General features: G+C 51.1%; 10 protein-coding genes and 2 pseudogenes. 6 read left to right on the forward strand and 6 right to left on the reverse strand.

Annotation, left to right across the window (positions count from 1 at the left end; genetic code table 11):
• Nucleotides 1-51: 51 nt before the first annotated feature.
• A pseudogene (accB, locus tag KCO92_RS05635) lies at nt 52-363 on the forward strand (acetyl-CoA carboxylase biotin carboxyl carrier protein); the annotation flags it as partial.
• An 8-nt stretch (nt 364-371) separates the two neighbouring features.
• Nucleotides 372-1,724, forward strand: a complete 1,353-nt coding sequence (locus KCO92_RS05640; RefSeq protein WP_104696358.1) for an acetyl-CoA carboxylase biotin carboxylase subunit — start codon at nt 372-374, stop codon at nt 1,722-1,724.
• Between the two features lie 5 nt (nt 1,725-1,729).
• Here KCO92_RS05640 and KCO92_RS05645 read toward each other — a convergent pair whose 3' ends face one another.
• Entirely contained in the window at nt 1,730-2,188 is a 459-nt protein-coding gene (locus tag KCO92_RS05645) for a hypothetical protein (RefSeq protein WP_104696357.1), read from the reverse strand.
• Nucleotides 2,189-2,260: 72 nt separating this feature from the next.
• Nucleotides 2,261-9,787, reverse strand: a complete 7,527-nt coding sequence (locus KCO92_RS05650) for an outer membrane protein (RefSeq protein WP_199766216.1) — start codon at nt 9,785-9,787, stop codon at nt 2,261-2,263.
• Between the two features lie 559 nt (nt 9,788-10,346).
• Between KCO92_RS05650 and KCO92_RS05655 the strand changes: the two genes are divergently transcribed.
• Both KCO92_RS05655 and KCO92_RS05660 read left to right on the forward strand, forming a co-directional pair.
• Nucleotides 10,347-10,649, forward strand: coding sequence for a hypothetical protein (locus KCO92_RS05655; RefSeq protein WP_210647464.1), 303 nt, complete (start codon nt 10,347-10,349; stop codon nt 10,647-10,649).
• A 33-nt stretch (nt 10,650-10,682) separates the two neighbouring features.
• Nucleotides 10,683-18,506, forward strand: a complete 7,824-nt coding sequence (locus KCO92_RS05660) for an outer membrane protein (protein ID WP_104695654.1) — start codon at nt 10,683-10,685, stop codon at nt 18,504-18,506.
• Nucleotides 18,507-18,607: 101 nt separating this feature from the next.
• Here KCO92_RS05660 and KCO92_RS05665 read toward each other — a convergent pair whose 3' ends face one another.
• From KCO92_RS05665 to secG, 4 genes and pseudogenes are all read right to left on the reverse strand, one after another.
• On the reverse strand, nt 18,608-19,030 hold the full coding sequence (locus KCO92_RS05665) for an RDD family protein (RefSeq protein ID WP_104695653.1): 423 nt from the start codon (nt 19,028-19,030) through the stop codon (nt 18,608-18,610).
• Complete coding sequence (pyrE, locus tag KCO92_RS05670) at nt 19,020-19,637, reverse strand: orotate phosphoribosyltransferase (RefSeq protein WP_104695652.1); 618 nt, start codon at nt 19,635-19,637, stop codon at nt 19,020-19,022. The genes KCO92_RS05665 and pyrE overlap by 11 nt, the downstream gene beginning before the upstream one ends.
• Entirely contained in the window at nt 19,637-20,194 is a 558-nt protein-coding gene (gene frr / locus KCO92_RS05675) for a ribosome recycling factor (RefSeq protein WP_104695651.1), read from the reverse strand. The genes pyrE and frr overlap by 1 nt, the downstream gene beginning before the upstream one ends.
• Nucleotides 20,195-20,214: 20 nt before the next feature.
• Nucleotides 20,215-20,613 (reverse strand): annotated as a pseudogene (gene secG / locus KCO92_RS05680) (preprotein translocase subunit SecG); the annotation flags it as partial.
• Nucleotides 20,614-20,668: 55 nt separating this feature from the next.
• On the opposite strand from secG, the gene KCO92_RS05685 reads away from it, so the two are divergent.
• Both KCO92_RS05685 and trpS read left to right on the forward strand, forming a co-directional pair.
• Nucleotides 20,669-21,391: a class I SAM-dependent methyltransferase gene (locus KCO92_RS05685; protein ID WP_233709825.1), complete on the forward strand. Its 723-nt coding sequence runs from the start codon at nt 20,669-20,671 to the stop codon at nt 21,389-21,391.
• Nucleotides 21,388-22,368, forward strand: a complete 981-nt coding sequence (trpS, locus tag KCO92_RS05690; RefSeq protein ID WP_104695649.1) for a tryptophan--tRNA ligase — start codon at nt 21,388-21,390, stop codon at nt 22,366-22,368. Before KCO92_RS05685 ends, trpS begins: the two co-directional genes overlap by 4 nt.
• Nucleotides 22,369-22,461 lie beyond the last annotated feature (93 nt).

The following is a 22,461-nucleotide window of genomic DNA, read 5'->3' on the forward strand; positions in this document are numbered from 1 at the left end:
CCTCTATATGTTTGGGGTTTTGGATAAATTTCTCAATATATACGCTTCCGTCTCCAAACCCCCACAGCCAGTGCATGCGCCCTCAGTGCAACCACAGGAACCTCAGGTGTTTCAGACACACAAGAGGATTACATTCTCTCTCCCATGGTGGGCACCTTTTATCGCGCCCCCGCTCCTGGAGCCAATCCCTATGTCAACCCCGGCGATACAATCAGAAAGGGGCAAACTATTGGGATTGTCGAAGCAATGAAAATCATGAATGAAATCGAAGCCGAATGCGATTGTAAAATACTCTCTGTAGAGGTAGAGGACGCCACCGCCGTAGAATACGGCACCCAGCTTGTCAAAATCCAAAAACTCTAAGGGACCCCATGCCAGAGAAAAAGAACCTACAGCGCATTCTCATCGCTAACCGCGGGGAAATCGCCCTACGCGCGATTCAAACCATTGAGCTCATGGGTAAGCAATCCATCGCCATTTATTCCATTGCCGATAAAGATGTCCACTATCTCAACACAGCCAGTGCCAAGGTCTGTATCGGGGGAGAAAAGTCTGCCCAGAGTTACTTAAACATCCCTGCTATCATCAGCGCAGCCGAGCTCTTTGAAGCCGATGCCATTTTTCCAGGCTATGGCTTTTTGAGCGAAAATCAAAACTTTGTAGAAATCTGCAGCCACCATGGAATCGAGTTCATCGGCCCTAGCGCACAGGTCATGGCTTGCATGAGCGATAAATCCAAGGCCAAAGCTCTGATGAAAGAGGCGGGCGTGCCCGTGATTGAGGGGAGCGAGGGAGTTTTGCGCGGGTATGAAGAGGCTCTGAGTGTGGCTGAACGCATCGGCTTTCCCATCATCATCAAGGCGGCCAATGGCGGGGGAGGGCGGGGTATGCGCGTGGTGCAAGACCCCGCCTTGCTCAAAAATCTCTACCTAGCTGCAGAAACAGAGGCCTTGAGTGCTTTTGGAGACGGAAGCGTATATATTGAGAAATTTATCCAAAACCCCAAACATATAGAGGTGCAAATTTTTGCAGATAAACATGGCAATGTGGTGCATGTGGGCGAGCGGGATTGTTCCACCCAACGCCGCCAACAAAAACTCATCGAAGAGACCCCCGCCATCGTGTTGAGCGAGGGAGTGCGCGCGCGCCTCTTAGAAACGGCGATCAAAGCGGCCAAATACATCGGCTATGTGGGGGCGGGCACTTTTGAGTTTCTGCTCGACTCCAATGGGGAAGACTTTTACTTCATGGAAATGAACACACGCCTCCAAGTGGAACACACAGTGAGTGAAATGGTGAGTGGGTGGAATTTCATCGAGTGGATGATTCAAATCGCACAGGGGCAAGCCCTCCCCCCTCAAGAGCACATCCACACCCAAGGGCATGCCATCGAGTGCCGTATCACCGCCGAAGACCCTAAAAACTTCTACCCCAGTGCTGGGCTCATCACCTCTTGGATTGCCCCGGGGGGTCTGGGCGTGCGTTTAGACACCCACGCTTATGCTGGTTATCGCGTCCCCCCCTTCTATGACTCGATGATTGGCAAGCTCATCGTGCACGCCCCCACGCGCGATCAGGCGATTGTAAAGATGAAACGCGCACTCAGGGAATTTAAGGTCGAGGGAATCAAAACCACCATTCCCTTCCACCTAGAGATGTTAGACAACCCTGATTTCCGCCACAACCGCATCCATACCAAGTATTTAGAACAGCATAGCGAGTGAAGCGCCTAATTACGCTGACGCATTTGATAAGCCAGCGCACGCTGGTTTTGTGTGTCTAAGTGATAGCGTTTATCATAGGCATTCTGCACGGCAATCTTTAAAATATCGCGCTGATTAGCATAGAGGGGCTCATCCCATATATCCAGCACCAGCCCATAGAGTTGGATATTGCCCACCAAGAGCTCAAAGACTCGGGCGCGGTCTTTGAGATACAAATCTTCATCTAAGCCATAATGAGTCACATGCAAGAGCACGCGTGCAAAAACCTTAGAGGCAAGCCTGGAGGGGAGTTTTTGGGATAAATAGGTTTTGAGTTTCTCTAGCTGGGAGTCTAGATCGTTTTGATTGGAAAAGATCAACACCCCAAAAATCAACACTTGGGCATTGAGTTTCTTGCCTAAATGGCGGGTTTGCCACTGGATGAGCCATTTTCTGATCTTAGAGAGTTGGTAGAACGCTGGCATGCATACTCCTCAAATTTTGGGAGAGTATAACACACCCCACCCCTCCAATCCCCTCCAAATCTTCAAACTAGCCTAGAAGTTGTAGACATAGTTGAAGAAGACGGACACATTTCTTTTGTAAGCAACGGTGTCTCTTAGCCCATTCAAATCACTTTTGAAGTAGTAGTTCACCGCCAAAGGAATGCGCAGCCCAATCTCAAAACCATTGTGCTTGTTGATATTGGTTCTAAAGCCAATATTGAGGGGCACTTGGAAGTAGCTGGTATTCATCTGCGCACTACCTCCCTGAGATTTGATGTAATTCATGCTACTGATGTAGCTACTCGCACCCTTGACAAGCCATGAACTACCTGCTAGCATAAAGCCTGCAAAGATACCACTAGTGTATTTTGCATCCTTGCTTTCATAGAAGTTGTAGAGTGCATCGATCCCAGCCCCATAGACAAAGTTATCTAACTCATCTGTGCTACCATCCATGAAGGTTCCGTGTTGGTAACTGAAGCTAGCATAGTAACGCAAACCAAAGCGTTTCTTTTTACCAAAGAATTGCTTATACCCAAACTGTGCATTCACCCCATACATGTTGCCATTGGAGTTGCTGGTGCGCATGGGGGACAGATGAGCTCCATTGTAAGTCGTGACAATATTGCGCTGTGCAAGTTGCTGCGCCATTTTCAACTGTGCTGCTTTGGCATAGGTTAAGGCTGTTTGCACTTTGCCCAGCAAGTTTGTGACGGCTTGAACTTGCTGGGGGGTCAAACTCCCCTGAGTAACAGGTAATCGATCCTTTGGCATCAATACAATTGCCTTCAAAGGCCCTAGGCCTTCCACGCTCGCACCGTTGACACCGGGTTGTCCCTGGTTAGCAGCTAGCTCACTGGCTAAAACCTGCTGGAGGTCTTGCAACTGAGTGATCACCCCAAGCAGATTGCGCATTGCGCTGTCATAGTTGATCGTGGGGCTAGCAATCTGCGTGTAAACCGCCCTGAGTGCCCCAAAGGCGTTTTGGGCTTGAGTGTCCGTGGTGGTAGAGCCAGCTACCGCTTCGGTCATGCCTGTTAAGAGCTGGACCACCGTAGAGCTCTGCTTGGAAAGGAATGTCGCCTGATCGTTGATCACCGTGGTGACATTTTGCAAATAGGTCTGAGCGGTGTCGCTAGTAGCCCCACCAGTGGTAGAGAGCAAGCCTAGCGCGCTAGTGGCTGAATCATTAGCTGCAAGCATGCCAAGCAACATCTTAGCCTCAGCTCCCACAGGGGTACTGGGGTTGATAGTGGGCAAACTGCTATTAGCACTCTTCATCGCGCTTAAGAGTCCATTAATCGTATTGATGGAGGTGGTGCTAAGTTGCCCTTTGCTCACGCTTACATTGCTAGCAGGGTTAAGCATCCCTTTGAGATTGTGCATGCTTGCGGCGTTGTTGATGGCGACTTGGAGCACATCGGCGATGCTGGTTTTGCTATTGAGCAGGCCACTCAAACCAGACTTACCACTTTCTCCCGTGGCTGCGTTCGTGTAGGTTTGAGCTTGGGCAAGCATGTTAGCAAGGGTGGTGTTGAGCAAGTTTGCTTGCATCGTGCTACTAAAGTTAGTCGTGTCAGCCAACACTTGGGTGGCTGCAGCGACAAGCTGGGCGGGGGTGGCCATGCTCATTAATTTGGCCACATTCAAGCTAGAGAGAGTAGCAGCCGACAAGCCCATATTCTGTCCCACATAGAAGGCCATCAACCCGGCCAAATTGGTGGCGGCGTTGGCAGTGCCGGGAATTGGTGCGATGTCAGGGGTGCTGGAGTTGGTGCTCTTATCCAAAGCGTATTGGGCCAACGCTTGGGTGGTGGTGGCTAACGCGCCTGAATCGCTCCCTCCGCTGGCGGCTGTTTTATTAAAGAGCGTGTTGGCGTTTTGCACAATACTGGCGATGGCGTTGTAAGTAGCCGCGTTGGTGATGGCAACATCGGTTGTCGCGGTGGTACTACCCCCCAAGGTTCCAGTAGCCTTAACCGCTCTGAGCGCGTTGGAGTAGTCAGTGCTCCAATCCAAGGCATTTTGGAGCATCTTGCTCACATTAGCACTGAAACCAGGAGAGCCGAAGCTAGACACCGCCGCTCGAACAGAGGGCTTGAAGCCGGCGTTGAGGAGTTGCAACGCGCCATTGGGGCCCACAAACTTATTGAGATTGGTAAAGAAAGTCTGACCCGTGGTCGCAGTGAGCGTAGCGTTGGCAGTCCCCACAGTGCCCTCAAGAGCATTTTTTAAATCCGTGAGGAGGGCACTATTAGCGGTTGCAGCAGCATTGAAACCACTAGGATTAGCTAAATACCCCTTAAGGCTGGAGCTCGCTTCAATCGCGCTGACAATGTCGTTCACTGCGGCTACAGTGGTCTCAGTGATCATCGTGTAAGCGGCGTCAGGATGGGTGGTGTTTGTAGCACTAATGGCGTTGGACATGTCGGTAAACACCGCTGCCAACTGCCCAGCTGTGCCTTGGATGGTGGAGCTCGTTCCAGTGCTATCCCCCATCACATCATTCACCGCTGTAATCGCATCTTGGTTACCCACAATCCCATTGGTTTGCCCAGCAACAGGGGTGAGCATTCCAGAAAGGCCCACAATGCCCTGAGCCACTTGGAGGAAAGTAACATCGTTAGTGTTGACAGCTCCAGTTGCTGCTGTAGTGTTAAACCCATTCCCACTCCCCGTAGCGGTCAAATTGCCCAAAGTCAGGTTAGCACTGAGATTAAGTCCTGTGGCAGTGGTTGTCAATCCCCCCACAGCCGTGCTGATCGCGTTATAGGCCCCTAGCGCGCTACTGACATTGCTACTCAAGTTGGTGGTAACCACCTTGTTATCGCTCACCTCCGCTGGGCTAAAGTAGCCCGCTAGATTGTAGATCGAGCTAGCGATATTGTTGAGATCGGTAGCTGCCTGGGTGCCTGCCCCAGAGGCGGGCGCGCTCAAAATGGAGTTGCTGGTGTTGAGATTGGTAAAATAGCTATTCCAGGTTTGGGCGTTGGTGATGTCATTGCTCACCGTGGTAGAAAGATTGGTGAACGCGCTGTTATTGAGATCTAGCGTGGTGGACGCACTGGGGGTAAGGCTACTGGAGGTGGCAATATTGAAAAGCCCGGTATCACGGCTAGCCGTGCTCACCAACGCTTGAGCGGCCGCTTGGTAGCCATTGCTTTTAAGCACTTGGTTTTGTTGCATGATGAGCGCATAAGGGTTGTTGGCGATGGCAGCATCCACCTTAGCTTGCAAGCCCTGCAAGTATTCGTAGCGATTCAAGAGGTTTTGCAAATTGTTGATCGCATCTGTGCCCACAGAATTGCCCGTGAGGGTTTTGTAATCGCTATTGCCCTGAAGGTATTTGATCACATCTGCGGCGATGCTAACCCCCTTGCCATCGGTCAAATTATTGAGCAAGGCTACATTGTGGTTGTAGGCGTTGATCGCGTTGATGATGGTGGTCGCGCTGGTCACAGCTGTGCTAGATTTGCTGATAGGGTTGAACAAATCGGCCGGGTTGATTTGTTTGAGCAGATTGCCCAGAGCTGTCGCTGCCGCGATTGCGTTGTTCAAATTAGTCGCAGTGTTGGCCACAGAACCGCTACCCACTACCAAGACCTTGCTAGAACCCAAGCCCCCTACATTGGGAATCAGGGCGGTGTTAGCTGTGATGAGGGTATTGGCATCTGTGAGCACTTGGGCGACCCCGCTAGCCGTGCTCAAATCCTGCTTGTTGGTGAGCAAATTATTCAAGCTGGACACAAGATTGGGGCTACTACTACTGGTAGTGCTGGCACCTGCGCCCAGACCCATCACCGCTCGATAGGCTGCCCAAACATACGGGGCATTAGTCTCAGGGGTGCTGATGAGGGGAGTTAAAGCCTTTGTGGCCTCAGAATTAGCCGTGTCGATGGTGATTGTGCCACTGGCGAGTTGTTGCCCAATGGGGAGCAGGGCATTCACTACGGACACCAAAGTGGTGCCGGTGTTGTAATAAGTCGAATTTGTGAGGGCAGAATAAGGGCTCATAGAATTATAGGCAGCATTGCTTGTCGTAACAATGTCCCCGGCAAAACCCTGATTGCCAGTAGTTTGATTTCCAAACGCTCCGGTGTAGCTGGTGCTAATCGCATTGGAGGTTAAGATCCCTCCAGAGAGCAGGCTATTGATGGTGTTGAGATTGTTCAGGTTGGTGAGCTCATTGCCCCCATTGGCATTAGCACTCACGCCTCCGCCTCCCCCAAGCCCAAAAGTGTTAGGGCTGACATTCACGCTGTAGTTGTTCATATTGCTAGTGGTTTGGATGTTTCCATTATTGAAGAAAATGGCCCCATTTGTGCCACTATAGAGTGTGCTCACGGCTTTATTCAAGTCAGCCACCAGCCCCTGCAAAGTGGAGATATTAAAGCTAGAGCTACTAGCCCCCGTGCCATTGAGCAGCAAGGGCAAAGCCCCCTGAAGCTGGGCTGTTAAGGTGTTTACCGCCGCATTAGCAAAGCCTAAGTTTTGCACGGAGCTAATGGAGCTACCCAACAAGCTAGATAGGCCTATGCCCAAGCCCGCTGTGCCGCCAGTGGTAACCCCCATGTTCTCATAGCTGGCGATCTGAGCTTTAAGGGCTTGGATTTGGCTACTCAAATCGCTAACACTGAGCTTGCCACTCAAAAAGTTTTGGCGCGCACTCACCCCAGTGGCCGCTCCGATTTCTTGAGCAAGGGGGCTGAGTTCTTTCAGATAGCCCAACACGGCAGTGGCTTGGCCAGGAGCGGTGAGTGTAGTAACATTGAGCCCATGATCGACTGTCTTCATATTGGATTGGATACCATTGAGCGTTTCAAGGAGAGCATTGACTGCAGTGGTATCTGTGGCGGTGTTGTTAAAGGCAATGGTTTGCCCCCCCACACCACTAGCAAGCGCTGCCACCAGCTGGCCAATTGCAGAAGCGTTATATGTACCGGCATCTGTAGGGGTTGTGGCGGCCGCACCCGTAAGGTTTCCTAAAAGGGTGGTTACTAGGGCTTTAGCGGTAGGACTGATGGTGTCCAAAGTCGTGCCCACCGCCGTGTTGATATCTACCGCAACGGTAGCGTTACCGATGAGAGCCACTAGCACATTTGTTAAATTGAACGTCGTGCCAGCAGTCGCACTCTCGATCATTTGGATTTGAGTCGCGACACTCTGGGCATTGCTAATCGTGTTAAAGACACTCGGCAGGGTGGCTATAGTAAGACGGCCAATCGCAGCGGCGTTTTCAGTGGCGGTGAAATTGGCAAGCACATCACTAAGACTTAACAAACTATTGGCAATCTGGGCCTTGGTGGCGGAGGGCTCAACCAAGCTAGGACTCATCCCATTGATGGTCTGGAGCGCGCTTTTGGGCAAATTGGTGGCTAAGAAGTTATTATTCAAAGCATTGGCAATCGCCTCCTTAGTTTGGGCGATCAAGCCATTTTGCGCCGCACTCGCATTCAAGGCCTTGTAGAGATAATCTAGCGCGCTGGCTTGGGATTGCTGCACGCCGGAAGGGGACCTGGAATAATTTTGGGTGATTGCCCCCACATAGTTATTGAGCAGGTCCTCTGAGTTGAAGAAAGCCTTGATGTTATTGAGGGCTAGGGCTTGGTTGTTGATCGAATCGGCATCATTATCCGCACTATTGAGAGCACCGCTGTTGTACATCACATTGGCTGCGGCGTTGTTGATCCCCTGGGTTAAGACATTGCCTAACAAGCTGGAGCTAGAGAGCATGCCCCCTAGGGTGGTGCTGTTCTTGCTATAACTCATCGCATAGCCTAAAAGCTTGCCTAAAGCCGTGTTGTAGGCCGCGTTGTAGGCACTTTGGTTAACCACGCGCTGGGTGATCCAAGAGGTGGTGGTGCTGGTGGCAGCTGGACCTGTAAGGGGGTAAGCGGTGGTGCCAGAGGTGGTGTTGTTTACTTTCACATTGTCTGAGGTAGTGCTCACCGCTGTGTCCACCCCATTGGTGTTAAGATAGCTGGCCAGCTTGTCTAGCAAGGTGCTCAAGGTGTTGTAACTAGAGGAGGAGCCATTGTTAAAGGCGTTGAAAAGCTGGCCTAGACCCGCGGCTCCGATACCGCTATAGCTGGCTGTGTTAAAGGCAGTAGAGAGATTTGTGTTGCCACTCACCCCACTATTGGCCGTGCTTAAAAGCTGGTTGACCTCTAGGGCTCTAATCAGGGTATCGCCTAAATTGGAAGTGCCAAAGGCACTTTGGAGCTTGCTTAGGTTGGCAGCCACCGCCGTGTAGGCGTTGTAGACAACCTCATAACCATCGCCATGGGGGATATTGTTGTTCAGAGTTTGAGTGGTGTAGACAGTATTAGGGTTGACCAAACCTTGCAAGGCGGCTTTGACCTGGGCAGCACTCTGCGCCCCACGCATGCTACTCAAGGTGGTGAGCACGGCGTTAAGATTAGCCGCAGCCGTGGCGGTGCTAGCGGCATTGGAGTTAGTTACATCGGTTAAGGGGGTGTTGAGCACCCCATTGGCGATGATCTGGAAGTTAGCTAAATCGCTTTTGAGCACGTCCATCACGGTGGTGTAATTTGGATTTATCGTGCTTGCGTTGGTGGCGATCCCTCCGGAGATGTCTTTGTTAATTTGGTTAATGGCACTCAAGGTGTTAAGCGCGTTGGCGTTAGTAAGGGTGTAGGTGGTAGCACCCGCTACGCCAGTCATGGGGGCGGCTGTAAAGAAAGAGGTCCCGGTGGCACCGGTGATCACACCATTAAGCCCATTGATCGCATCTGCAAGCCCGGAAGCGGGGTTGACAAATTGCCCCCCTAAAGAGCTGAGATCCCCTAAGGCGGTACTTAAATCCGCGCTGTAGGTCGCAAAAGAACCCGCGGTGTTTAGGTCGTAACTGAGCGTGTTGATCGAGCTGGTAAGTTGTGTGATATTGGTATACACCCCACCGGCCAAAGTGTTGACCTGATCGGTTGTGTAGCTAGCCCCGACTTGGCTGGGGGTGAGATTGCCCGTTACCTTGGCGGCCTGCCCAGTGCTTCTGGCGATGCTAAAATAATTGTCCGTGATGCCCGTGCCGGGGTCTAAAATATTATTGTTCGTATTTACCCCCCCAAAGGCCGTGCGTGCGCCATAAGCACCCGTGGCGTTGGCCCGCAAAATGCCAACCAAGCCATTCACCGCTGAGAGGTTGTAGATGCCTAATTGGTCTGTGCCAGGGTTGCCTGAAAGACTACTGGGGAGAGTGCCGATGTAGCCATTTAACAGCCCACTGCTACCATAGAGATTGTTAGCCGTGTTGTAAGGGTTGTTGAGTGTCCCATTCCCAAAAGGGGCATTGGGTGCAGCGATGCCAAGTGGGGTGGTGCTACCGGGGGCAGTGATGGGGGCGATGGTGGAATTACCCCATGGAACACCAGCGCCACTACCGGTAGGGCCATTGAAAGCACCAGAAGTATTCATGCTGTAGTTACCCCCCAAGATACCAGAGATGGAGTTAACCATGTTTACTACATTCACATCGGCAGCATCCAAAGAGGGCACCACCCCAAAGCAGGCCCCCAAGGCCAAACTCACGCTTGTTTTAAAACTCGCTTTTTTTCTCATATAGGTCCTTTTCAATGTGTCGCTTTAAAATATGTCGTGTGAAGATTAGGGACAGTTAGCACCAACGCAAAGAGTGTCGCCTGATTGGGGGGTGTTGTAGGGATTTTGACTCGCGGTGGGCGTAGGTGCCAGGTTGGGGCTAGCCCCCGGAGCTTGATTGGCGAACATATTTTGCTGCATTCCCAAGGGGCTATACCCATACGGAGCATTCGTTCCACTAGCCCTTGTCATATTCGAATACTGAAACCCCACACTTCCATAAAAGCCTGAGTTTTCTGCTTGTAATGCGGATACAGAGAGAGCAAGAATACCTGCCATACCGCAGAATTTAATAAAACGAGATGTTAAAATACTCAAATGTAATCATACAATTTCAGAGAGATTGCACACTATCAAAGATGAAAAGCATTCAAGTCATGTTGTGTCAACTTCATCTAATCATGTGAAACTCATCTACCCCTAGTATTTAAGAATATATTCAAGTATTCTGAGTTAAGATGAGCGACAAAAATTTAAAATCTCTTGGTTTTGAGTTTTTGATCTCACTGAAAGGATTAATATGAGTATTTTAACATCTCGTTTTATTAAATTCTGCGGTATGGCAGGTATTCTTGCTCTCTCTGTATCCGCATTACAAGCAGAAAACTCAGGCTTTTATGGAAGTGTGGGGTTTCAGTATTCGAATATGACGAAGGCAACAGGAAGTAATAGTGGTATGCCCCAAGGTCCCCTTTTTGTGCCTGGTAAAAATGCCTACAACTTGGAGCCTATGACCAATGGCAATATTGTCTTGCCCGGTCAGGGAAGTGCGAACACTTCTGCCCTCACGCCCAACCCTTCTAGCACTATTGACATCCCCTAGTTTCTACACCGCACACAATATCAAAGGAGTTTCGTGAAACTTTTTTCTTCTTATAAACGCTCGCTTAGTGTGGCTTTAGCCGCCTGTTTCAACTTCGTCCCCTCTTTGGATGCGACAGAGGTAGATGTCATCAATGTCGTCAACTCCATTTCCGGGTTGCTTGGGGGTAGCTACCAGCTCTCTAACTCTGGTACTGACATGGGGCAGTTCAATGGCTACACCAACTCCGGTGCTGGTGTCAGCTGGGATAGTGGCACCCCTGCGGGTATCTACTCCCTAGGAGCCAGCACACCCCTCAAGGGTTCTGGAGTCGATAGTACCAATGGCTCTGCCAATGGCTCTGGTAGCGGTCCCTTTGGAAATGGCAATGTCAATAACCCTTTCCCCCACGGTACTGGGGGTAGCAATAACTACAACCTCTATGGGCAATACGGATTGCTCAATAACTACGCCTGGAGGGACAACACTTTTTACAATATCTACGACTTCCCCAAATTGGGGGGCTTGCTCAGTGCCGATCGCAACATGGCCACCATCGGCTACACCAACCGCCTAGCCTTTAGCGGGCTTCTCAACGGGACAGACAACATCTTAAATCCGGGCACCGCGGTGACCAACAATATCTATTACACCGCCTCTGGTGGGGGTAATCTCACCTCTAGTCAGCTAGCTAACGGAGTCAGTGTTGCGAGTGCTAATACTTTGCTTGGCACGATCTATGGCAATATCCAAAGCATCGCGGGCGCACTCAGTGCCAATAACTTGAGTTCCCCCACCCTTAGCACCTACAACGCCTATTATGACACCGCCTTTTCTAGCATCCAAGGAGCAGGAACAGCTCTACTCGCAGCCCTGGATGGAACTGCCACCAGTGGCTTTACGCTAAGCGATCTCAATGCCATCAACACTCTCACAACGGGGAGACTTATCACCCAGGGGATAGGCACTAACCCCTATAGCTTTAGTAGTAGCAACCTAGCTCTACTAGAGGCCTATGCGGGAATCAACAGCTTGGTCCAAGGGGGTGTTAACGCCGCGAGTGTAAGCAACGGTAATTACAAGATCATCAACGATGCGATCACCAGCAACCTAACCGACCTCCAAACCCTCGCTAACGACACGCTCAATGTCAACTCTATCACCAATGCTCCAAATACTATAAACGATGTGATCAGCGCGCTCTCTGGCATGGGGATTGCGTCCGACAGAGCACCTTCTCTTTCCCAAGTGGCTAGCGCGTTGCAAGGCTTGGTTAACCCCAACGCTTACGCTGATGTTTACAAGGCTTACGCCGCTCTCACTACAGGGGGTAGCGTGACTTTCGGAGTTAACGGGGTGGGTAGCGTCACTGGGGTCACTAAAACCAATACCCTTTCCGCATTACAGGGAGCAACGGGGGCTTCTAGCGCGGGGGCAGCCATCGCAAATGTGCTCCAAATCAATAGCTACCAAACAGAAAACTCCATTACCATCAACGGTGCTAATGCGGGTAACATCGCTGCTGTCTTCAGCACTTCCGCTTCAGGCACCAGCCCCTATCAAGCCTTGGTTAATGTGCTCAAGAGTGCTGGGCTCACCGTTTCTGCCAGCCCCGACTACACTCCAACAACCAATATCGCGAGTTCCAGTGTCAAGGCGGGTAATGCTAGTCCCATTGGTACCAGCCCAACAACCAAATACCCTTATGCGCCAAGTGGAGCCACCTATGCCCAGTCTTGGACCACGGCGGGTGCGGCTAACCAGACGAACTATGTCAAGGCTCTAGCTGGCAATATTGCTAGTATCTTGAGTCCCGCGCTCAACTACAGCAGCAATGCCAGTGCCCTTAAAGCTATGCTCTCTAGCTCCACTAATATCACTAATATTCTCAATGCCGGGATCAACAACGCAGCTGACACGAGTGGTAGTGGGGATTTGAGTACCAATGCTCCCGCGCAAACCTTGAATAATATCAAGGCGATCTTTTACTCTCAGGATCTGCTCAGCACCTATGTGGGGGCGATCACTGCGCCCCAAAGTGGGGTGGGCAATCAGCAAGCCCAAGCCAGTGCGCTCACTTACCTGAACAACGCCCTAGGCGCGCAGGTATCCCAAAATGGCTTGATCGCCCAAACCAGGAAGGCGATCTCAGGCTTGCTCAACACAAGTTTCAATCTCACCGGGCTTAGTAACGCGCAAGTAACCGCCAACCTCTCTGGGGTGTCTTCTGGCACTTTCAACCCCTCAGCCACCCCCGAGCAGATCGCTGCTGGGATCGGGGCATTGGAAGCCATCTCTCAAGTTTCCGGTTACACTTCAGGTGCCACTTTGAGCACTGCTATCAACACTTTCAGCACTTTGAACTCCAACATTGACAAGGTAGCGACTGCGGGCTTGACAATTATAGGTTCCCCAACAGCAACCCAAACGGCACTTTTGAAGGCAGTGGGTTTGAGCGCGGGGGAAAAGATCACAGCCGCCAATGTGGGTGCGTTTTTACAAGCCTCTATCGCCAATAGTAATAGCACGCTTGCGAGCAGTGCTAATCCTGAGGTAAGTACGCTAGTTGCGGCCGGTGCCGCTGTTGGTTCTCTAGGGCAGGCTGCCTCTTTGATCACTAATGGCTCTTCAACCACCATTGCTGGTGTTAACCAACTCATCAGCCTAGCCAATGCCTTTGCAGAGCCCGCAGCCAGCGCAGGTAACTCCAACATGTCTGCAGCCATCCAAAATATCACGGCTTTGTTGAGTTCCTCTGCTGCAGGGGGTGCTACACCCTTTGGGGTTGCAAAAAATGCTGATAGCGACATATCCGCTGTGCCCAGCACTCAAGCCTTTAAAGATTTGGTCAGCAATGCTCCCCAGTTGATGAAAGACCTCTCTTTGCTAGGACCTAGCATCGCCAAACAATTTGAAAATGGCACTATTGACTCGAGCGCGCTCAGCACCACTTTGCAAAATATCCGCAACGACTATCAGGTCTATTATGGGTATGGGACTAACAGCGTAGGGGGGGGTCAGTATAATTCAGGTAATGTTGGGCAGTCCTTAAATCTAGGCAACACAGCAAGTGGGAGCTTGCAAAGCCTGATCTATAATGTGAGCGTGCCCCAAAATTTGGGCTTGGCTAATGCCGCGGTCAATACCATCGCCACTGAGCTCAATGGCATTTCTAGTTTCTTGGCTAGTGGGGACACCTTCCAACAAGTGTTTGGGACTGCTAGTGGTAGCACTACCAGTAACGCGCTCACAGCCTTGAGTGCGCTCAACAGCGCGGTAGGCAAGCTCTGGGCAGCTAACCCCACTTTCTTCCACGCCGCTGGTAGTGCCGCTGCAAACACTGCTTATAACTTGAGCACTACAGGCTCCTTGGGCAATAACAACGCTAATACCGGTATCGCCAATGCGACAGTCAATAGCATTGTGAGTTCTAACGCCACAGATTATCTTACTAACCTGCAGAATTTCAGCACCTTGACTAACTTGTTAGGTAATGTGGTGGAGAGCAGTGGCTCCACCTCTTCTAACTATCAGTCTGCTTTTACGATTTCTGTTCAGACTGGAACAAGTCTCGTTTCTAACATAGCTACTCAAGGCGCGTATTTAGTTAGTTCCCTTAAACCAGGGGTGCAACTCTCAGCCCTAATACAGACTTTGCAGAATATCTCTAGCTCCGATCCCACTGCTAACAACTATGCTAATGTCGCCTCTGCTATCGCCGATCTCACCACGGGCACGATCGATCCTAGCCAGATTTGGAAGTCTTTCCACGCCTTAGCACAAGCCACTACTCTCAATGGTGGCACGCAAACCCCCGTGCAAGCCCTCTATGGCATTATCAGCGGGGCGACTAGTGGGGTAACTGGGGATGCCAACTCCAAGAGTGCCCTTAATCCGGGTTCTACCACCTCTGGGTTTAACGCCGCGGGGGTCGCCCAGATGATCCAAGATGGGATCGCTTTGAACAAAGCCAACAACGCCTTAGCAGGCAAGAGCACGGGTACAATCTCTTCTACTACGGGGCTTTTAGACACCACAGCGGGGGGTGGAAATGCAGCCGCCTACCTAGCAGCCCAAAGCGCAGCCAATGCCTATGGGCAACTTTTGAATTACTTGAATACAGGTAGTCAAAATTCCACCGACGCCCAAACTTTCATCAAAGCCTTGAACGCCTACAACCATAATTTGGCCTTGCTCAACAACTTAACCAATGGCAAGGGGGCGAGCATCGCTAGCGAAGTGGTCAATTACGCCAGCGCGAACAAGAATTTTGGCACGCTTGCTGTTCCTAATAATGGTAGCCCTGCTGGTAGCAAGGGTAAACCCGCTAGCATTTCTATGACCAACACCTATGATACTGACAAGATAGTTGGTCTCAACCAGCTCCAAACTTTGGTGAATCGTTTGCAATACCTTGAGGGCTTGCAAAGCCAAATCCAAAATGCCATCAACGCTAACCCCTATGCGCTCTTGATGGAGAAAAACTACCTCACCAACTCTGCGAGTTACCAAGGTGCGCTTAAAGGTTTGCTCACTAGCGGCACGGGGGCCACCGCGAATACAGGACTCTTCAATCAAGCCGTTTCCACCTCTATTAGTAACGCCACTGCCACGGCCGTCCCCTCCACCTACACCCTTAGCGGGACTTATAGTAGCACCATCGCCGATGTAACAGCAGATCTCACCAACATCTCTGATTGGAATGATCTCATCAATGGGCTTAATGGTGCGACAGGGGCATTTATCCCGGGCATCTCTTATAGCACCCAAATTGCCACCCAAATGGGTAATGCGTTGGGCGCGGTTAATAGCCTCATCTCTGCTTTTGCCCCTGGGCAAGATAGCGGGGATGCTAGCGCGCTTACCACTTCCTTTGGTAATTTGATGAACGCTTATTCACGCCCCTCAACCAGTAGTGGAGGCGGGTTAGCGCAAAATTTTGCAGCTACGGGGTTGGGCTTGTCCACCACTTCTAACTTTACCAATGTAACTGCAGGTGATTTGGCTGGGCAACAAACTGTCAGTGGTGTCCCTGCTGCTAGTGGAAAAACAAGCCCCTTACAGGTCATGCAAGATGTATGGTGGTTGCAAAACAATATAGCAAATGGCACTGCCAATGCAGCAACAGCTTTTACCACCGCCAATGGGCTGTTTAGCATCGGTGCTGGCAATACCGCCACGATCAATGGCAATATAGCTACACTGGCCACAAGCATCAGTGCTCTCAATGCACAGCTTGCTGCAGTAACCACCGCTTTGGGGAACACGCCATTAAATGGCACAGGAGTGTATAGTTCCTTAAAGAATGCCGATCCTGCCACGAACATCACAAAGATCTCCAATGTCGAGGCACCACTCTTGTTGGAGGGCTTGATCACTAAAGCAGCAGATGATGCAACTCTCCTACCCTACTTGAATGGAACCACTGCCATCACTGGGGCTGGAGCCACGATACTCACTGCTTTAGGACCTGCCATCACCTCAGTGGTGGGTGGTGGCGTGGTAGGAACACTCGATGCTTCCAAAGCGGAAGCCATCATGACCGCCCTTAAGGACATTGCACTCACTACTGCTGACCCCGGTTCTACAACTTTGGGTGCGATCAACGGCTTGTTGAACACCAGTTCAAAAGACTACGCTGCCGTCCCAGCTGGAGCTAATAAAGGTGCTAATGTCCTCTATAGTGCCTCTGCACTGCAAACTATGATTAGTGCCGCTCACAAGGCGGATCAAGCCTACCTAACGGCTAATAGCGCGTTGAAGGATAGTGGGAGTGCTGGGTTAGCTGGCTGGGTAGCTGCTAATACCGGCGCAAATGCAGCAGGTTGGTTACAAGCCATGCAGACCTTGCTCAATGGGGTTAAGCAAGTCGCTGCGCCCTTTGATGTGAGTAATGGGGCGATTGCCACCACCTCCACGAGCTCCACCGCTCCAGCTGTTAGCCCCACCCAGGCAGTGCTAGGGTATGTCAGTGTCAATGGGAGTTCTAACAGCACCACCCCCTTTGCTGCACTTTTGAATGTTACTGGCACAGGTTTGAGTAATAGCGCAACAGCTGCTACTCAGGCAGCCACTGTAGCCGGCCAAACCCCTGCTGAACAGATCACCGCTCTAGTAGCCGCACAGGTCATCAATAACGCGGGAGGGTATAGTAAAATCAATGAGCTGCTTGGGCTTAGTGGGGCTGGCGTGATTAGTAGCGCTACCAGTGTTGCCACCGTCCTTAGTGATCTTAGTAGCGCAGCTGCAAAAAACCCTGCCTTAGCCCAAACGCTCTTCCAAGCGGCACAGGATGTAGTGAATAGCTTTGGGACCTACGCCACCAACTGGAGCAAGGCAGCTGTAAACAGTGCTATGCAAAGCCTCACTGACACGGCGGCTAACAGTGCCATTAGCCAAGCGGCTGCCTATACAACGGCTCTTAGCAAGCTTGCACCCCTGCTTAACTCTGGGAGCAATGGCACTAGCGCGCAAGATATTTTACAAGCAGCCGTGAACAACACCTTGAGCTTGAATAACTTGCTCAGAAAGCTCAATGGTTCTGCTACATTAGATGGGACAACGATCTCTAGTCTGCCTAAGACTTCCTTGAGTCCGGCGGTGGTGGCAGCCATCAAAACCTTGCTAGGCAATTTAGCCACCCAGCAAGGCAAAATGACGGCGATCGACAAGGCTATTGCAGCTAACCCTGCCGCCCAAGCCTTGAGTGGACTTGTGGGTTCTAGCGGTAAGGTTACTGAACTTAACAATGCCCTCTCTCAAGTGCAAAGCGGCACAATGACTGTTCAGGGCTATGATAATCTAGTAGATAGCTATGTTTCCAGTGCCAGTGGCATGCTGATCGCACAGGGCTACAATGTCAAAACCTTGCTCTACAATCTTAAGGGGCAGTTGGCCAATGTAAGCCAATACGCAGACAGCCTGAACAATGTTTCTAATGCGCTTGCCAGCCTCTATGACACCATCACCGGTGTGGGTCTGAGCTTTAGCGCGGGAGAAACAGCCATTAACAACGCGATCAGTATGCTCACAGGGTTGCAACAACAACTCTTGCAGAGTTTGGCAAGTGGAGGTGGAGGCAATCAAAATGGCGATAATATGCAGCCCATCACTAAGGGTGATCCACGCGCTGTCACTAGGGGTACGCAGGCGATTGTCTTAGCACCACCCTTAGGCAATATCAGCCAGCTCACTCCTGCCCAGAAGATCGCTGCGCTTAAAGCCATCCAGAATGCCTTAACCTTTGCCAATGCGGCTAAGACCAAGTATGCTGACAATGGGGCTAGTTTCTCAGTTACCGGGGTGGCTAGCAACGCCCCCGCCCCAAAAGCACGCAAGATGGTGTTTAACAATTCCAGCGGTAACATGTATGGGGTGGATGTGCAATTTGGGTATAAGCAGTTCTTTGGCAAAAGAAAACGCTGGGGCTTGCGCTACTATGCACACTTCAGCTACCAACACGGAACTTTCATGGATGGAGCTGCGGGCGAGTTAGATAACTTCGTCTACGGGGCTGGGGTAGATGCGCTCTACAACTTCTATGAAAGCAAGGATGCCAAGTACACCAGCGGTCTCTTTGCTGGGTTGATCCTTGCGGGTTCTACCTGGAATGTACAAGGAGCTAGCTACTATAAGGGCTTGATGGCAGACATCAATGCTAATGGTGGTAAAGCGGTGATGAACACCAGCTACTTCCAAGTGCCTCTCAACATCGGGTTTAGAACCAATGTGAGCAAACACCACGGCTTTGAGATTGGCTTGCGCATTCCTTTGGCTGTGAACTACTACTTCAAAGGCACCTTTGCTAGTGGCCTAGAGGAGTCTGTGAGCTATAAACGCAATGTCTCTGTCTTCTTCAACTATGTCTACAACTTCTAGGCGGGTTTGAAGATTTGGAGGGAGGAGGGGTGAGGGCTTGGGGCCCTCTGATTTTCTAATACGCGCTTGAGGCGCGCTTTCCCACTTACGATTTTTTGAGATTACAAAGATTTTAGCGTGGTGCCAGAGAGCACATCGTGTAAGAGACGTTTATCCCGCGTGAAAAAGGGGATGAAGAGGCCTACCAGCGTGCTGGCCACCACTAGCCACAGCCCAAAGCGTGCCCATGCGCGCCAAAAGCCCACCTTGCCCCCACTCTTGGAGTCGACAAGTTTTAAACCCGCATAGCGCCAGCCGGGGGTCTGCCCGCTGAAGGCCACAAAAAGCGCGCTCAAGCAGCCATAAACCCCCACACAGGCAAAAATCACACCTTGATGGGTTCTAAAACTCTGTGCCGAGCCTAGAATGACATAGGCACTCACATAGAGTAGGGGGGTGTAGAGCATGAAAATATCCACCAACAAGGCTTTTAGCCGTGCGGGTGTGTGTAAAGCAGAGAGGGTTTGTGAGATGTTATTTTTCATTCCCGCGGCTGCCCGGTTTGACCGGTGCGCTATGGACACATAGGGGGCAATGCGCGGGCGCGTACATGGCAAAGTTAAAATCTGCCAGAGAAAAGAAGGGCAAATTTGGGGGCAATTTGCATGCGTGCCCTGTGTTGGTAGGGGCGGGGGCATTGGTGCGCGTACAAAAGCCCCGATTAGCCAAGCTAGCAAAGGCGACCACCTGCGCGCCCATTGCCTGCACACAGCTGGCCGCTTCTAGGGCTGAACCCCCCGTGGTGATGATGTCTTCACAGATGAGCACTCTCTCCTGCGCGCTCACACTAAAACCCCGCCTCAGAGTCATCGCGCCGTTCACGCGCTCGCTGAAAATAAAGCGTGTTTCCAGCGCGCGCGCAAGCTCATAGCCAGCTAAAATCCCCCCCAAAGCCGGGGAGCATATACAATCTACTTTCAGCCCTGCGCGCGTGATCTCTTGGGCAAGGGCTTGGGCAAGCTGCTGGGCTAGCTTGGGCTGTTCTAAAACTTTGGCCGATTGTAGGTAAAAATTGGAGTGATTCCCACTGCTGAGTAGAAAATGCCCCTCCAAGAGCGCGCCACAATCTTGGTAAATGCGCAGAATGTCCATTAGAGTTTTAAAATCTCCTCTTCCTTGGCTTTAAGCGCCTCTTCGATTTTTTTGATCGCGCCATCGGTGATCTTTTGCACCTCAGCAAGGGCTTTTTTGCTCTGATCTTCGCTGATTTCCTTGTCTTTTTCTAGCTTTTTGATCTGGTTATTGGCATCTTGACGGATATTGCGCACGGCCACCTTGGCCTTTTCGCCCATGCCCTTGGCGTCCTTGGCGATCTCTTTGCGCTGCTCTGAGGTCATGGGGGGGAAGAAGAGTTTGACACTCTCGCCATCATTATTGGGATTGACCCCTAAATTGGCTTCCTGCAGGGCGCGCTCAATGTCTTTGAGTAAATTCTTTTCCCAGGGGGTGATGCTCAGAGTGCTCGCATCGCTGGCGATGATCGAACCCACTTGGTTGAGCGGGGTGGGTGTGCCATAGTAATCCACGCGCACATTCTCTACTAAATTAATAGAAACCTTGCCGCTACGCAAAGTGGTGAAGTCTTTGAGCATCGCCTGCAGGCTCTTGTGCATCTGTTCGCTGGTGTGTTTGTAAATGCCATCTAACATGTGTGTCCTTAGGGTTATGGAGTGGGGATGAGGGGGTTGTGTGTGGGGGCGTTTTTGAGTAAAGGATTGCTCAAAGGATTGGCCGGAGGGGTATCTGAGGGGGTAGCCGGTGCGCCAGGGGCACTGGGTACACTTGGGGGCACAAGGGGTGCTAGAGAGTTTTTAGGTGCGCTGTCTAGCACGCTGAGATTGTATTCTTTGTTGTAGAGATAGCCCAAGGCGATCGTATTGCTCAAAAATAAAAAACCCAGTACCATGGTGAGTTTGGCTAAAAAGTTAGCAGGCCCCTTAGCCCCAAAAAGCGACTCGTTGCTCCCGCTATAAGCTCCCAGCCCGATGCTCGAACTCTTTTGCAAGAGCACCACGATGACGATCACCACGGCTAGGATAATCTGTAACACTAACAACACGCTACTCATATACTCTCCATCAACATAAACGCCAATCTTAGCAAATTTTTACTAAAATGCGTCTGTGCAAAGAGAGAGTGAATGTTTTTCTTTTGGCAAAATGGCTAGGAGTTACGCGCGCCATGCGCAGGCACAACAGCGCATCGCCGCGCGCTTATTGCAAGAGTGCATGCCCCAATTCTACGCGCGTGTGGTGGATTTGGGTTGTGGGCAGGGGAGTGTGCTCAGTGCCCTGCCCCGTTTTAATATCCACGCGGACGTGTTTATTGGGGTGGATCGCGCTTTAGAAATGCTACAAGAACACCCGCGAGTTGTTAAGGGAGTGAATCGCGTGCGCTTGATTTGTCAAAATTTTGAAAATTGGGACATAGTGCCCTGCACTCTACTCATCAGTGCCTCTGCGTTGCAATGGGCACGCGATTTAGACGCACTCTGTGCCAAATTAGCCCGCAGTTGCACCCATATCGCTCTGGCCATCCATACCCGCGCGAGCTTACAAGAAGTGCACGCGTTTTTGGGCACGCCCTCACCTCTAAGAGAGGACACAGCAGTGCTAGAAATTTTGCGCGCGCGCTTTGGGCATTTTGCACATCGCCTATGGGTGGAGCGTTTCACCCAAACATTTGAGAGTCGCGCCTCTTTTTTAGCCCAGCTCAAGTACACGGGCTTACTGGGCGGAGGGCTGGATTTTAAGCGGGCTAAAGCCCTGCGCTTTGAAGTCCCCTATGAGTCTCTGAGCTATGAAGTGGTGTTTTTGGTAGGAAGTTTGCAGAAAGGACAGGAATGAAAGAGCGCGTGTTTTCAGGAATTCAGCCCACGGGGGGGGTGCATTTAGGGAATTATTTAGGGGCGATCAGGCAGTGGGTGGCATGGCAGGATGTGTATGAGAGCATTTTTTGCGTGGTGAATGCCCATGCGATCACCATTCCCAAAGACCCCAAAATTTTACAAGAGCAGACCCTAGAAATGGCGACCCTCTTACTGGCATGCGGGATTGACCCCAAACGATCTAAACTATTCATTCAGAGTCAGATCAATGAACATGGGGCATTGTGCTGGTTGCTCAATTGCGGGGTGTCTATGGGGGATTTAGCGCGCATGACCCAGTTTAAAGACAAGAGTGCTAAGGAAAAGAGCCCTCTAGCCGGGCTTTTTACCTACCCCGTGCTCATGGCAGCAGACATTTTACTCTACCAAAGCGATTGCGTGCCCGTGGGCGCGGATCAAAAGCAACATTTGGAGCTCACGCGCGACATCGCGCTCAAATTCAACCGCGATTTTGGGGAGTGCTTTAAAGTGCCCAAACCCTTGATTGAGAACATAGGCGCACGGGTGATGGGCTTAGACGACCCGCTGGTCAAGATGAGTAAATCCCACCCGGGGCCCTTGCACGCGATCTTTCTCTTAGATGAACCCGACTTGATCGCTAAAAAGATCAAAAAGGCAACCACGGACTCCTTAGGCACTTTGTGCTTTGATCCAGAGCGCCCCGGGATTTATAATCTGCTCAACATCTACGCGCTCTTGAGCCAGCAGAGCAGCGCACAGGTAGAAACCCAATTTGAGGGCAAGGGGTATGGAGATTTTAAAAAGGCATTGGTTGAAGTCGTGGTCGAAACTTTTAGCCCCATTAGAGAGGCTTACGCGCGCCTGCAAGGCGATCGAGATTATGTGTTAGGGGTTTTGCAAGAGGGTTTGCAGGCCGTGCAACCCATTGCCACGCAAACCTATCAGCGCGCTAAACGCTTAATGGGCTTGCTATGAAGACGCGCCAAATTCTAGGGGCTAGAAACAGCAAGATAAAATCTATAAAATTCTATAAAACTATACAAATTTTTTATAGAATTATTTTTGCCC

This window comes from Helicobacter salomonis, from assembly GCF_017979425.1.
In the GTDB taxonomy this organism is placed as follows: domain Bacteria; phylum Campylobacterota; class Campylobacteria; order Campylobacterales; family Helicobacteraceae; genus Helicobacter; species Helicobacter salomonis.